Source organism: Nostoc sp. C117 (assembly GCF_043099735.1).
Classification (GTDB): domain Bacteria; phylum Cyanobacteriota; class Cyanobacteriia; order Cyanobacteriales; family Nostocaceae; genus Nostoc.
The window spans coordinates 7,386,565-7,400,418 of sequence record NZ_CP170991.1; the positions used below are offsets into that span (position 1 = coordinate 7,386,565).

General features: G+C 40.4%; 12 protein-coding genes and 1 pseudogene. 10 read left to right on the forward strand and 3 right to left on the reverse strand.

Going from position 1 to position 13,854, the window contains the following annotated elements; genetic code table 11:
- The first annotated feature begins 32 nt into the window (after window positions 1–32).
- The 3 genes from lpxA to ACFG4S_RS31615 all read left to right on the forward strand — a co-directional run bounded on the left by lpxA (window position 33) and on the right by ACFG4S_RS31615 (window position 3,604).
- Window positions 33–851 (forward strand): acyl-ACP--UDP-N-acetylglucosamine O-acyltransferase, encoded by an 819-nt coding sequence (gene lpxA / locus ACFG4S_RS31605; RefSeq protein WP_392532809.1) that lies wholly within the window; start codon window positions 33–35, stop codon window positions 849–851.
- A 195-nt stretch (window positions 852–1,046) separates the two neighbouring features.
- Window positions 1,047–2,234 (forward strand): lipid-A-disaccharide synthase, encoded by a 1,188-nt coding sequence (lpxB, locus tag ACFG4S_RS31610; protein WP_392532810.1) that lies wholly within the window; start codon window positions 1,047–1,049, stop codon window positions 2,232–2,234.
- 5 nt (window positions 2,235–2,239) lie between these two features.
- Window positions 2,240–3,604: a DNA cytosine methyltransferase gene (locus tag ACFG4S_RS31615; protein ID WP_392532811.1), complete on the forward strand. Its 1,365-nt coding sequence runs from the start codon at window positions 2,240–2,242 to the stop codon at window positions 3,602–3,604.
- On the opposite strand, the pseudogene ACFG4S_RS31620 reads toward ACFG4S_RS31615, so the two are convergent.
- Window positions 3,599–4,617, reverse strand: a pseudogene (locus ACFG4S_RS31620) (IS630 family transposase). The gene ACFG4S_RS31615 and the pseudogene ACFG4S_RS31620 overlap by 6 nt on opposite strands.
- Window positions 4,618–5,029: 412 nt before the next feature.
- Between ACFG4S_RS31620 and ACFG4S_RS31625 the strand changes: the two are divergent.
- From ACFG4S_RS31625 to pstB, 5 genes are all read left to right on the forward strand, one after another.
- Complete coding sequence (locus tag ACFG4S_RS31625) at window positions 5,030–6,187, forward strand: sulfate ABC transporter substrate-binding protein (RefSeq protein ID WP_392532812.1); 1,158 nt, start codon at window positions 5,030–5,032, stop codon at window positions 6,185–6,187.
- A 193-nt stretch (window positions 6,188–6,380) separates the two neighbouring features.
- Window positions 6,381–7,382, forward strand: a complete 1,002-nt coding sequence (locus ACFG4S_RS31630; protein WP_392532813.1) for a PstS family phosphate ABC transporter substrate-binding protein — start codon at window positions 6,381–6,383, stop codon at window positions 7,380–7,382.
- A gap of 49 nt (window positions 7,383–7,431) precedes the next feature.
- Window positions 7,432–8,373 (forward strand): phosphate ABC transporter permease subunit PstC, encoded by a 942-nt coding sequence (gene pstC / locus ACFG4S_RS31635; RefSeq protein ID WP_392532814.1) that lies wholly within the window; start codon window positions 7,432–7,434, stop codon window positions 8,371–8,373.
- Window positions 8,374–8,378: 5 nt separating this feature from the next.
- Window positions 8,379–9,278 (forward strand): phosphate ABC transporter permease PstA, encoded by a 900-nt coding sequence (gene pstA / locus ACFG4S_RS31640; protein ID WP_392532815.1) that lies wholly within the window; start codon window positions 8,379–8,381, stop codon window positions 9,276–9,278.
- A gap of 65 nt (window positions 9,279–9,343) precedes the next feature.
- Entirely contained in the window at window positions 9,344–10,171 is an 828-nt protein-coding gene (gene pstB, locus ACFG4S_RS31645; protein WP_392532816.1) for a phosphate ABC transporter ATP-binding protein PstB, read from the forward strand.
- A 109-nt stretch (window positions 10,172–10,280) separates the two neighbouring features.
- On the opposite strand, the gene ACFG4S_RS31650 is transcribed toward pstB, so the two are convergent.
- Complete coding sequence (locus ACFG4S_RS31650) at window positions 10,281–10,775, reverse strand: DUF3368 domain-containing protein (protein WP_392532817.1); 495 nt, start codon at window positions 10,773–10,775, stop codon at window positions 10,281–10,283.
- Window positions 10,768–11,019, reverse strand: a complete 252-nt coding sequence (locus ACFG4S_RS31655; RefSeq protein ID WP_048867345.1) for a UPF0175 family protein — start codon at window positions 11,017–11,019, stop codon at window positions 10,768–10,770. Before ACFG4S_RS31655 ends, ACFG4S_RS31650 begins: the two co-directional genes overlap by 8 nt.
- 136 nt (window positions 11,020–11,155) lie before the next feature.
- Here ACFG4S_RS31655 and ACFG4S_RS31660 point away from each other — a divergent pair, with 136 nt between their 5' ends.
- The gene (locus ACFG4S_RS31660; protein WP_392532818.1) at window positions 11,156–11,581 is read left to right on the forward strand and encodes a hypothetical protein; all 426 of its coding nucleotides are present in this window, start codon (window positions 11,156–11,158) and stop codon (window positions 11,579–11,581) included.
- Window positions 11,582–11,664: 83 nt separating this feature from the next.
- Complete coding sequence (locus ACFG4S_RS31665; protein WP_392532819.1) at window positions 11,665–13,764, forward strand: DHH family phosphoesterase; 2,100 nt, start codon at window positions 11,665–11,667, stop codon at window positions 13,762–13,764.
- The last annotated feature ends 90 nt before the right edge of the window (window positions 13,765–13,854 follow it).

Sequence of the window (13,854 nt, forward strand, 5' to 3'; positions counted from 1 at the left end):
TGGTTTATTAAGACAGTTCTGGAGATTCACCCTTGAAAACGCTTATTCATCCAACTGCTGTAATTCATCCCAAATCGGAACTCCACCATACAGTGCAAGTCGGTGCCTATGCTGTGATTGGAGCGCATGTCAAAGTCGGTCCTGAAACAATCATTGGCGCTCATGCAGTGTTAGAGGGACCTTGTGAAATTGGGGCGCAAAATCAGATTTTTACAGGTGCAGCCATCGGTATGGAACCTCAGGATCTCAAGTTTGTGGGAGAACCAACCTGGGTCAAAATTGGTGATAACAACTTGATTCGTGAGTACGTGACCATTAACCGCGCTACCGGTGCTGGTGAAGCGACGGTCATTGGTGATGGTAACCTGCTGATGGCTTATGTTCATGTGGCTCATAATTGCGTGATTGAAGACCAAGTAGTAATTGCCAACTCTGTGGCCTTGGCAGGTCATGTGCATATAGAGTCACGCGCTAGGCTGAGTGGGGTTTTAGGTGTCCATCAATTTGTCCATATTGGTAGACAAGCAATGGTGGGCGGTATGGCACGTATTGACCGGGATGTAGCCCCATATATGTTAGTAGAGGGAAATCCGGCGCGGGTACGAACCCTCAACCTTGTGGGACTCAAACGGTCTGGTATGGACGCAGTAGATTTACAAATGCTTAAAAAAGCCTTTCGTATTCTCTACCGCTCAGACTTGTCCTTTAAAGATGCCTTGGAACAACTGGAATTATTAGGCGATAGCGAACAGTTACAGCATCTGCGTCGCTTTCTGCTACTTTCTCAGATGCCAGGAAGGCGCGGTTTAATTCCCGGTAAAAGAAAAAAAGGCGCAAGTGATGAATCGTGAATTATGAGTTATGGCAGTTTCCTGATGTATAAAGTACATATCAAAACCTCACCCCCAACCCCTCTCCTTACTAAGAGTAGATAAAGCACAGCTTTATAGGGGTGAGGTTAAGCTGTACGTTACTAGATTAGGAAACGCTATAAATTTTTAATTCCTTACTACTCAATCTAAATTTTTACTAACACCAATTATCAAATGCGGATATTTATCAGCACTGGCGAAGTATCTGGCGATTTACAAGGGTCGCTGCTAATTACAGCGCTGAAGCGTCAAGCTATGGCGTTGGGGTTAGAGTTAGAAATTTTGGCGTTGGGTGGCGAAAAAATGGTGGCGGCTGGGGCAACTCTTCTGGGCAATACTAGTAGTATTGGGTCAATGGGTATTTTAGAAGGGTTGCCTTATATTTTACCGACTCTCCAGGTGCAACGACAGGCGATCGCTTCCTTAAAAAAAAATCCACCTGATTTAGTGGTGCTAATCGATTATATGAGTCCAAATCTGGGAATTGGGACTTATGTGAAACGAGAGTTACCACATGTGCCGATAGTATATTACATTGGTCCCCAAGAGTGGGCTTGGTCATTGAGTTTCCGTAACAGTGGCAGAATTGTCAAATTTACAGATAAACTGTTGGCAATATTTCCCCAAGAAGCCCGTTACTACCGCGAGCAAGGGGCAGAAGTTACTTGGGTAGGGCATCCTTTGGTTGACCTGATGCAAGACGCCCCCAGTCGCCAAGCAGCGCGTGCAACACTGGGGATTTTGCCAGAACAAATAGCGATCGCTCTTCTTCCCGCCTCTCGCCGCCAAGAATTAAAATATCTTTTACCAGTAATTTTTCAAGCAGCCCAAACCATTCAAGCTAAATTACCTGAAGTTCATTTTTGGATTCCCCTGTCTCTGGAAATCTACAGACAGCCAATTGAGGAAGCAATTGAGCGTTACGGTTTACGAGCTACAGTTTTATCAGCTCAACAAAAGGAAGTTTTTGCTGCTGCTGATTTAGCCATTAGTAAATCTGGTACCGTCAATTTAGAACTTGCCCTACTAAACGTGCCGCAAGTTGTAGTTTACCGCCTAAATCCTGTGACTGCTTGGTTAGGTCGGAGATTGCTCAAAGGTTCGATAACTTTTGCATCGCCACCTAATTTAGTAGTAATGAAGCCAATTGTGCCAGAATTTTTACAAGAGGAAGCAACACCAGAAAATATTATCGAAACAGCGATGGAACTGCTACTCAATCCCACTCGTAGAGAGCAAACTTTAACAGATTATGAGGAAATGCAGCGGAGTTTAGGAGATGTTGGGGTTTGCGATCGCGCTGCTCAAGAAATTTTGCAAATGCTACCAGAGGGGAGTAGGGGAGTAGGGAGTGGGGGATGAGGGAGATGGGGAGACTTGTACTGAGCGGAGCCGAAGTATGGGGAGATGGGAAAGACAAAGGAGTGGAGAAGCAAATAATAACTCCTCACTCAACAGTCAACAGTCAACAGCTAAAAAGACCAATCGTCATAGATTTATTTGCTGGTGCAGGAGGGCTAAGTTTAGGATTTGAACAAGCTGGCTTTGATGTAAGAGCTGCTGTTGAAATCGATCCAGTTCATGCAGTCGTTCATAAGTTTAATTTCCCCTATTGCGTAGTATTACCCTGTTCCATAACTGAATTATCAGGGAAAGAAATTCGGGAAAGAACTGGAATTGGCAATGAAAATATTGAAATTATTATCTCTGGTTCACCCTGTCAGGGCTACTCTTATATAGGTCGCAGAGCATTAGACGATCCCAGAAATTTTTTAATAAAAGATTTTATCAGAATAGTCCTAGAGCTAGAGCCTTCTTATTTTGTTTTTGAGAACGTTAAAGGTTTGACAGCTGGAAAGCATAAATCTTTTTTATCTGAACTAATCAGAACTTTCAAGAAAAATGGCTATAAAATCCGTTTACCTTGGAAAGTCTTGAATGCTGCTTATTATGGAGTACCCCAAAGGCGAGAGAGACTATTTCTCATTGGTGCAAAAAAAGGTTTTGTTTTGCCTAAGTATCCTACTCCATCCAGCAAACCAAATTCTGTGAAGTCAGGTAATTCTATCTTACCTCCGACTCCATCTTGTTGGGATGCTCTGGGAGATTTACCAGAAGCAGAAGAATTTGAAGAGTTATTATATAGTGATTTTGTCGAAACACAAAAGTGGAGTAATCCCAGCAACTATGGACGAGAAATGAGATGTTTAGATGATAGCAGTTGGCATTTTGGCTATAGAAGAAATTGGAATCCCTCTCTTTTAACTTCTAGCATAAGAACTAATCATTCAGAGATTTCACGGGCTAGATTTCAACTCGCAGAACAGGGAAAAAAAGAACCTATTTCTCACTTTTTTAAACTTGCAGAAAATGGGATAGCGAATACTTTAAGAGCCGGAACTAATGCTGCTCATGGCGCACATACTTCCCCAAGACCTATTCATTATAGTCAACCTCGCTGCATTACGGTACGGGAAATGGCACGGTTACATGGGTTTCCCGATTGGTTTCGTTTTCATATAACTAAATGGCATGGTGCTAGACAGGTAGGAAATGCAGTTCCGCCACCATTAGCAAGAGCAATTGCTACAGAAATTATCAAATGCTTGGGGATTCCTCCAACTACTCCGGAAGTTATTTTAGATTTGGGAGATCCCGAGCTTTTGTCAATGAATACCACACAAGCTGCAAATTATTGGCAGTTTACTATAGCAATCCTAAATGATTCATGAGAAAACACCAGATTCATGGAGCTTAGGGAAGTCAAAAATTTGACAGTTAAGCGACAACTCAAATAAAGCTTTGACAACAGAGAAGGAATGACAGAAAAAATAAAACTCTCGAATCAGTCTTTTTCCTTGTAACCAAATATCTTCTACTGGGTTTTGTTGAGGTGCATTTGGGGCAAATCTTTCACAAGATATCAACCATTGTTCTTTTTCTAAGTTGGCATTCAAAGAATCTAAATAATCTTTGATTTTTTGAGAGCGATGATAACTAGCACCATCCCAAATAATTAAAAGTTGTGCATCTGGACGTTGTGAGCGGAGATACTCCAAAAAATTAATTGTGTTTTCCGAGTTACCTGTCTTGGCAGAATAGGTGAGAAATTCCTTTGTTTTATAGTCTAATGCACCAAAGTATGTTTGTTTATCACGAGCATTGACAACTGGAATTGAAATGCGCTCACTCATTTTACCCCAGATATATCCTATGATGTCTCCCCAGAGTAAATGGCATTCATCAACCATGAATACAACTAGTTCTCCCGACTCAATTTCGGCTCGTCGCCTCTCCAACAATTCACTAATTTCTTTTTTTTTAAGGTAACTAATTCAGGATTATGCTTTGGATTATTAGCTTGAGCTTTTTTCCAACTAATACGTGCTTATTTAAACAAATCATAGTAGCTTTGTTTGGACTCAAATATCACTCCATACTTAGATGCCAGTTGATACTCCAACTCATTGAGAGTCCATTGCTCCTTGGTTTGCAACCATTCAATGACAGACCGATGTTGCTGTGCATCCAAAAATCCCTTACTACCCTTATGTGCTAACTTTAAACCCTCAACTCCGTTTTGAAAAAATGCTTTTTTCCACGTACTTATAAAGCCTGATGAAACCCCCAATATTGGCATTATTTCTTTATGTTTATATCCACACAGCAGCATTTTAACTGCCATTGCTCGTGTAATTTCACGTTGATCCAAGCTTTGTTTGATAAAATCATCTAATGATTGCATCCACATCGCTACAACCCAAAATACTGTTACAATTAATACTTTAACATTTCGTCAGTGTTTTCTCACGTATCAAATAGGATTGCTATATACCGATTAAACATATGGCAATCCTAAATCATTTGTGAGAGACAAGATGCCAGATGTTTTTGAGGAGTAAAATATCTGTGGCTTTCAATTCTCACAAATCAAAACATTAGTAAAATGTATCTTTGATTACAAAAAATCGTGAAGTTTTAGCCAATTTTACGCATCGCTCTTTTACAAAAGTTTTCAATTTAATAACTTTCGATGAGAAATTCCTCACTTAGTAAAAAAAATTGAAGTCAGATGAGAACTATTGTTCTATATACCCTATACTTTTATTAATTACGGTATCCGACTATAAATACCGTAGATTTAGGGGTGTATTCTGATGAGCAAGTCGCAACAACCGATAGAATTGGGTAGATTTCTAATTGAGGGAATGCAAGTTTATACTAGGAAAGCTTTGCAGTCCATACAGTTTTCTTATCAACAGACAATTAGAAGTTGGTTGAATGGACGCAGGGTACAAAGCTTTGTCAGCTTGTTTATTACAGGTACTCTTTTGAGTATGGCGATCGCTTCCTGCTCTGGAAGTAGCTCGGCTACCAAAGCTGATATCAAGCTCAGACTCGTTTCATTTTCCGTGACTAAAGCTGCTCATGACCAAATAATTCCTAAATTTGTCGCCAAGTGGAAGCAAGAACACAACCAGAACGTTACATTTGAGCAAAGTTATGGGGGTTCTGGCGCTCAAACGGCTGCTGTGATTGCTGGCACCCAAGAAGCAGATATAGTACATTTAGCGCTTCCCTTGGATGTCAGTAAAATTCAGCAAGCAGGTTTAATTAAATCAGGTTGGGAAATTAAAGCTCCCAGAAGTGGTATTGTTAGTAGATCTGTAGCAGCGATCGTCACTCGCCAAGGCAACCCCAAAGGCATCAATACTTGGGCAGACTTAGCAAAAGATGGCGTTAAAGTAATTGCAGCTAACCCCAAAACTTCTGGTATTGCTATTTGGGAATTTTTAGCTTTTTGGGGTTCGGTGACTCAAACCGGAGGTGACGAAGCCACAGCATTAGATTATGTCACCAAAGTTTATAAAAATGCCCCTATTCTGACAAAAGATGCGCGTGAAGCTAGCGATTTATTTTTCCAAAAAAATCAGGGAGATGTATTAATTAACTACGAAAATGAGGTAATTTTGGCACAAAAAAGTGGTCTGAAATTACCTTATGTTGTACCAAAAGTTAATATTTCCATTGATAATCCGGTAGCCGTAGTCGATAAAAACGTTGATAAGCACGGTAGCCGAGAAGTTGCACAAGCATTCGTTGATTTCCTTTATTCAACAGAAGCTCAACGCGAATTTGCCAAGTTACAATATCGTCCTGTCAACCCGACTGTTACTCAAGAAGTAGCATCAAAATATCCCCAAATTGATACTTTATTCACATCTCAAGATTTAGGTGGTTGGGATAATATCCAGAAAAAGTTTTTTGGCGATGGGAAAATTTTCGACAAAGTGCAAGCTGTTAACAAAGCATAACCTCTATTATTTTTCCTGTAGCCTTATCTACTACTTTGTCAACTTAGTTTTCAGGGTTTGTAGTAAGGACTTTAGTGGTTAAAATAATCAGGACTAAAGTCCTTACTACGAATTTACTTATCCATCAATTTAAACTTGAAAGACTACTACTTCAAGAAGCAATTTTTAGTTACTTTCTCTCAATTGATAATTTATGAGCTTTCGGAGCAAATTTAAAGATAGCTTTTTCCTAACATCTTTAATGCTGATTACCAGCAGTATCAGTGCTTGTAACAGCGGACAAGAATTAAAAAGCCAGGTGAGTATTGATGGTGCGGCTGTTGGTTTTCCCGTTTCCTTAGCAGTTGCAGAAGAATATGAGAAAGTTAAACCTGAAGCACAAGTTAGCGTTGCTTCAAGTGGGACTGGTGGTGGTATCAGTAAATTTTGTGCAGGTGAGATTGATATTGTTGGTGCTTCTCGTACTATTAAAGATGAAGAAATTAAAAGATGTAAAAGCAAGAACATTGAATTTATCGAGTTACCCATAGCTTTAGACGGTATCGCTGTGATTGCTAATCGTCAAAATAACTTCGTCAAATGTCTAACTATTAAAGAATTAGGCAAAATTTGGGGTGCAAAATCAGATGGGAAAATTTTGACTTGGAATCAAGTTAATCCCAAATTTCCTAACCAAAAGCTGAAATTATATGCTCCAGCTTCTGATACTGGAACCTTTGATTATATGACTCAAGCTGTTACTGGCAAAGCCAAGAATGGCCGTACAGATTACACTCCCAGTCACAATCAAAATTTACTTGTGCAAGGAGTATCAGGTGATGCATCAGCTTTAGGTTATGTAGGGATATCTTACTATATTCAAAATCAAGATAAACTCAATCTAGTTGCTGTAGAAAGTCCCACAGGTAAGTGTGAGAAACCAGTTCCGGTGGATAATGTCATCAAAAATATCTACACCCCTTTGTCTCGTCCTCTGTTTATCTATGTCAGCAAAAAATCTTTAGATACCAAGCCAGCAGTCAAAGAATTTGTAGATTTTTATCTAGAAAATTCTTGGAAGTGGGTAGATAGCGTTGGTTATGTAGCCTTACCTGATGAAGCTTACGTCAAGGTAAAACAAAAATTGGCTAGTGGTGAAACTGGGACAAAATTTAAAAAAGCAAAACCTGGTCAGCCAATCACTAACTTTATTTAAAAAAAGTATCAGTTTTAACGGTATAAATGTAGGCAAAAGTCAACTGTTTATGCAAAATAGCAATTCTCAAGACGATCCTTATTTACAATCTAGGTATTCATTGGAAAAAAATGCATCTGAAGATATCTCAGAAAAGATTGTTGCCGTAATTTTATTTGCTTGTGCTTTAGTTTCGGTTTTGACTACCTTTGGTATTGTCGTAATTATCTTTCAGGAGACATTTGGTTTTTTCCAAGAAGTTTCCTTTGCCCAATTCTTTCTTGACACTAAGTGGACGCCTCTATTTGCAGATAGACATTTTGGCGTTTGGCCTTTGATAGCTGGTACTTTCTTAACTACAGCTATTGCGATGGCAGTGGCTATTCCTTTAGGTTTATGTTCTGCCATTTATTTAAGTGAGTATGCTCAACCCAAAGTAGCAGCAATTTTACGTCCAGCAGTGGAACTTTTGGCAGGGATACCAACTGTAGTTTATGGTTATTTCGCCCTGTTATTCCTCACCCCTTTACTGCGGAATATTGTTCCTCTAGAAATATTCAATGCTTTAAGTGCGGGGTTAATGATGGGGATAATGATTACTCCTACTGTTGGCTCTATTAGTTTAGATGCTATTCAAGCTGTTCCACGTTCTCTGCGGGAAGGAGCTTATGCTTTAGGTATTACTAAATTAGAAAGCATTTTTAAAGTAGTTCTCCCAGCAGCACTTTCTGGAATTATCGCCTCGATTATTCTGGGTATCTCTCGCGCTGTGGGTGAAACAATGACTGTCCTGATTGCTGCTGGACAACAGCCAAAACTGACCATTAACTTTGCCGAATCAGTAGAAACAATGACAGCTTATATGGCGCAAATTTCTGGTGGAGATAGTCCGCGTGGAAGTCTCAATTTCCAGACTTTATATGCTGTGGGCGCTCTTTTATTTCTCATAACCTTAACTTTGAATATTGTTAGCTATTGGATTGCTAATCGCTTTAAAGAAAAATACGAGTAATAGGCATGACGACAAGTTATCAACGAGATGATTCTTTTGATTCGGCGGCAGAATTTACTGATAATGTTGAGAGTAGAGAAACCTTAGGAAAAGTATTTGAGATAGTTTTTTTGTTAGGACTGCTGATAGGTATATTTATTCTGGCTTTGCTACTTTTTGATATTTTTCGAGATGGATTAGCCAGATTTTTAACACCCGGATTTCTAACAGAAACCCCTTCTCGGTTTCCTGACCAAGGTGGTATTCGTCCTGCTATTGTCAGTAGTGTTCTTTTAGGAATTATTGTGATTTTCGTTACTGTTCCAGTTGGTGTGGGAGCAGCTTTATATCTAGAAGAGTATGCACCTAAAGCGTGGTGGACAGCGATTATTGAGATTAATATCAGTAATCTAGCAGGTGTACCTTCTATTGTTTATGGATTGCTCGGTTTAGGAGTTTTCAATTATTTGCTTGGGTTTGGTCCCGCTTTGATTTCTGGTGCGTTGACTTTATCTTTGTTGTCTTTACCAGTAATTATTGTGACGGCGAGAGAAGCAATTCGCGCCGTTCCAGATTCTCTAAGAAATGCATCTTATGGATTAGGTGTCACCAAATGGCGAACTATTAGCAGTCATGTCATACCCTATGCTATTCCTGGTATTCTGACTGGGGTGATTATTTCTGTATCCCGTGCCATTGGGGATGCAGCATCTTTAATTGTTGTCGGTGCTGTGGGTTTTTTGACTTTTGATCCTGGTTTGTTTCAGAGATTTATGGCGTTACCGATTCAAATTTACAGTTACATCACTCGTCCTGAACCAGGTTTTGCTAATGCAGCCGCAGCAACAATTATTGCGTTGTTATTGTTGATTTTAGTATTAAATGGTGTAGCAATTTATATCCGACAACGCTTTTCAATACGTTAGAAATTCAATAGCTAATTAGATAAGTTTCACAAAAAAATCAGGCAGAATATTAGGAGATACGCAAAATGACTTATAGCAACAGTAGAAGTCAATCAGATAGTGCCACGATAGACAAAGAGAATCCTGTATTTAATGTTGAAGGTGTGAAGGTCTATTATGGAGGATTTCTAGCACTGATAGATGTTTACTTGAAGATTCCGGCAAAACAAATTATTGCTTTTATTGGGCCTTCGGGATGTGGTAAAAGTACCCTATTGCGTTGCTTTAACCGGATGAATGATTTAATCCCTGGGGCGAAGGTAGAAGGGAGATTGAATTATCGCGATCGCAATATTTACGATCCCAGCATCAATTCGGTAAAATTACGACGACAAGTCGGTATGGTTTTTCAAAGACCGAATCCTTTTCCCAAGTCAATATACGAAAATATTGCTTTTGGTCCCCGTTCTAACGGTTACAAAGGTAACATTGATGAATTGGTGGAAGATTCCCTCAGACGCGCCGCCATCTGGGATGAAGTCAAAGATAAACTCAAAGAAAAGGGAACTGCCTTATCTGGCGGACAACAGCAACGGCTTTGCATTGCTCGTGCGATCGCCATGAAGCCAGATGTATTATTAATGGATGAGCCATGTTCTGCTCTCGACCCGATTTCGAGCCGCCAAGTCGAAGAACTCTGCTTAGAACTCAAGCAGCAATACACCATCATCATGGTGACTCACAACATGCAGCAAGCTTCTAGAGTGGCAGATTTCACCGCTTTCTTCAATACAGAAATTGATGACTATGGCAAACGTCGCGGAAAATTAGTCGAGTTTAGTCCTACCGTTCAAATGTTCAGTTCTCCCCAAACCAAAGAAGCTGAAGATTATATCAGTGGACGTTTTGGTTAAAGAGCAGAAAGTCCATCAGCAATATCCTGAAATCCGAAAAACATTTCAGGATATTGGTCAGAGTTTGTTTGAAAAGTGTAACCAACTGATAAATTCTCTGAATCCTTAATTAGTCTATTTCTCCGACATCCCGTAGCACTGCATCAATAAGGCTAGGTCGGATATAAATTCCATTAGTGCGTAACCGCTCAATATATACTTTAACTTCCACAATCAAGCCCGCTTTTTTCGCCTTACGCAAAATGCCAAGAGTACCTATCCGGCGAATTCCTAAGCGTTCTGCAACCCTTCGTGCTTGAGCATCATCCAAAAGTACCGTACTATCTGGAGTGGACTGAGCCAAGGCAATAGCTTCAGCCTCTCCACGATCAACTAAAATTGATAATGGTTCTAAGATAATGGGTTCAGGAGTTTGAATTTCTAACCAAGTTAGTTGACTGACGGCTTGTGCGCCAGGTAAACCTGCACCTTGGACTGTTACTTCATCCCATACGGCTGGGGGAATTAATATTCGCTGATACAGTTGAGGAAGAATTTCCAGTTGCTCGATAATTGATAAAGAGATGAGGGGACTGCTATCGGCAACAATCACAGGGTTAATCATCGCGCAATTCGTCGGCGATTTGGTCATCATCTAGGTTGATAACCGGGATTTGTAAACGTCCTAGTTCATACATGAATTGGGGTTTGTTCATGTTGCAAAAGGCGGCGGCCTTACCAAGGGATAGTCGGCGTAGTTCAAATAGCTTGACTGCAAGCAAAAATGTCAGTTCTGCTTCTAATGCTTGGGGTGATTTGCCAGAGGTAATGAGTAAGTCATCTGGATAATGAAGGGATAGGATGTGCATAGTTAGCTTCCTGATTCCTAATTGTTTCTTGATTATGACCGAATTTTAGATTTTAAATTTTGGATTTTGGAAAATATGCTGAGGCTTGACAGTATTAACTAAGGTAAATTTAAGTTAAGTACTTATACTGTGTATTATGTTTAAGCCTCTGTCATTTGCTTTAATTGCAGTCACCCTTCTCACAGCATCCATCCATAACCCCAGCTATACCTTTGCTGGAACTTGTGCCTCTAAGTGTGGTTTGCACCCAATTCAATTTACCCCTGGTCAACATATCCGAGTTGAAGTTGTAAATAGCACACCAAACCTGATTAGAATCCAGAAACCCTCCGAGACTGAGGCAATATCCTTAAGTCCAGGACAGAAATTAAATTTAGAACAAATAGAGGGTACAGAGCCAAATACATCTCTGATATTTTGGAGCGAAAAGGGTTTATCACTACAAGCAATTGTCTCCAAGCCTAACTTTGGCACATTGCGGCTAGAACTCCGTCCGACTTGGCGCTCTCCAGGCGATCGCTCTTTGTATATTATGGACGATGGAAGAATCAGCGTATTTTAGATAGCAAAATAATGTTATTAGTTATGAGTTAAGAAACAACTGTCAATGCAAAACTCATAACTAATAACTCCTAAATTCATACCGTGCTAGACCGACCTGTATCTGAACTATCAAAACCTTCCAGGCGCTTACCCGATCAGCGGTGGCAAATTTATCCACAAAAACCAGAATTTGCCCAAAAGCTGGCGGTTTTGACAAATATTTCCCCCATTATCAGCCAGTTGTTGATTAATCGGGGTATGGAAACACCAGAACAGGTACAAGCATTTTTAGATCCAGAATCTTTAGTTTTACCTTCACCGTTGGAAGATTTCCCAGATTTGGCCATTAGTTTGGAGTTGTTGCAAAATGCGATCGCTTCTCAAACAAAAATCGCTATTTGTGGTGACTACGATGCTGATGGAATGACCAGCACTGCTCTACTTTTACGCAGTCTCCGCACTTTAGGCGCACAAGTAGATTATGCTATTCCCAGTCGCATGCACGAAGGCTATGGTATTAATAAACGCATAGTTGAAGAATTCCACAGCGAAGGTATAGGGCTAATTCTCACTGTAGATAATGGGATATCTGCATTTGAACCAGTTGCTAGAGCGAGAGAACTTGGTCTTGCAGTTATTATCACCGATCACCACGACATCCCCCAAAAATTACCACCAGCTAATGCTATCCTCAACCCCAAACTAATAGCAGAATCCTCACCCTATCGGGGTGTTGCTGGTGTTGGTGTCGCCTACATCTTGGCAGTATCTCTAGCACAACAATTAGGGGAGACTAAGGGCTTAATTAGACCGATGCTAGCACTATTTACATTGGGAACCATCGCAGATTTAGCCCCCTTAATTGGCGTAAATCGTCGCTGGGTGAAACGCGGTTTACAGCAATTACCCAAATCCAACTTACCTGGAATCCAGGCATTAATTCAGGTAGCTGGCGTGCAGGCCAGGGGAGATGAGGGAGCAGGGGAGCAGGGGAGCAGGGGAGAAAATCCAAAATCCAAAATCCAAAATCCAAAATCACTGAAGCCTGAAGATATCGGCTTTCGCCTGGGACCGCGAATTAATGCTATTGGTAGGATTGGTAACCCTCAGACTGTAATTGAACTGCTAACTACAGATGATATGGGGGTGGCGCTGGAAAGAGCAATGGAGTGCGAACAAATAAATATCAGTCGCCAAGAGATGTGTCAGCAAATTGAACAAGAAGCGATCGCTTTTGTCGAAACGCACTATATCACATCTCTACAGCAAGACCGTATATTAGTTGTTGTTCAACCCAATTGGCATCACGGCGTTATTGGGATTGTCGCCTCCCGCTTGTTGGAACGCTACGGTGTTCCCGTGTTCATTGGTACTTATGAGGATGAGGAACACATCCGTGGTTCAGCGCGAGGAATTCCAGAGTTTAATGTATTTGCAGCTTTAGAATATTGTCACGATTTACTAGGCAAATTTGGCGGACATAAAGCCGCTGGTGGATTCTCTCTACCAGCAGAAAATTTAGAATTGGTGCGATCGCGTTTGATTGAGTTTGCTAACGGATGTCTTGAACCCCAACATCTCAAGCCTCTGCTGAGAATTGATGCTGAAGTCAACCTCAATCATATCAATCAGCAGCTTTATCAACAGCTTAATGCTCTACACCCGTGCGGTATGGACAACCCCGATCCAATTTTCTGGACACCTAATGTCCAAGTGGTTGAGCAAAAAATCGTTGGTAAGGGTCACATCAAACTGACAATTGCCCAAACTATTGATAATCAACAGTATAAAATCAAAGCGATCGCCTGGCGTTGGGGTGACTATTTCCATCTACCACTGCGATTGGATGTGGCTTACAAATTGCGAGAAAATTACTTTAACGGTAACACCACCATTGAGCTAGAGTTAGTAGGTGCGAGATTGCCAATTCAGGTTCAGCAATTTTTTGTTTCCCCACCGACCACTTCAAGCATCACTTTTGAGTATAACCAGCGACAGTATATTTGTGGTTTCTATAAAAATGGTTTAGAAACAGAATTAAGAATTAAAAATTCTCAAGGGAAAGTTTTAGCTATGCAACCAGGAGATAGAATTGGTTTACTTGGCACTAATCGTCAAGATGCCAAGGAAATTGATATCTCTCAACCACAGTATGACAGCATTATCCAGGCTGCACTTGAAGCATTATCACTTAAAAGTTAGAAATTCTTATATTAACTTTTGTATGTTCCTGAATGTAAATTATGAATTTTGGATCGCGCAGAGAAATAAAAGTTGAGAAGAGTTGATTTT

Bases quoted from the DNA above. Each gene is read 5' to 3' on its own strand.
- lpxB (WP_392532810.1), top strand. From the start codon at position 1,047: ATGCGGATATTTATCAGCACTGGCGAAGTATCTGGCGATTTACAAGGG.
- ACFG4S_RS31615 (WP_392532811.1), top strand. From the start codon at position 2,240: ATGGGGAGACTTGTACTGAGCGGAGCCGAAGTATGGGGAGATGGGAAA.
- ACFG4S_RS31625 (WP_392532812.1), top strand. From the start codon at position 5,030: ATGAGCAAGTCGCAACAACCGATAGAATTGGGTAGATTTCTAATTGAG.
- ACFG4S_RS31630 (WP_392532813.1), top strand. From the start codon at position 6,381: ATGAGCTTTCGGAGCAAATTTAAAGATAGCTTTTTCCTAACATCTTTA.
- pstC (WP_392532814.1), top strand. From the start codon at position 7,432: ATGCAAAATAGCAATTCTCAAGACGATCCTTATTTACAATCTAGGTAT.
- pstA (WP_392532815.1), top strand. From the start codon at position 8,379: ATGACGACAAGTTATCAACGAGATGATTCTTTTGATTCGGCGGCAGAA.
- pstB (WP_392532816.1), top strand. From the start codon at position 9,344: ATGACTTATAGCAACAGTAGAAGTCAATCAGATAGTGCCACGATAGAC.
- ACFG4S_RS31650 (WP_392532817.1), bottom strand. From the start codon at position 10,775: ATGATTAACCCTGTGATTGTTGCCGATAGCAGTCCCCTCATCTCTTTA.
- ACFG4S_RS31655 (WP_048867345.1), bottom strand. From the start codon at position 11,019: ATGCACATCCTATCCCTTCATTATCCAGATGACTTACTCATTACCTCT.
- ACFG4S_RS31660 (WP_392532818.1), top strand. From the start codon at position 11,156: ATGTTTAAGCCTCTGTCATTTGCTTTAATTGCAGTCACCCTTCTCACA.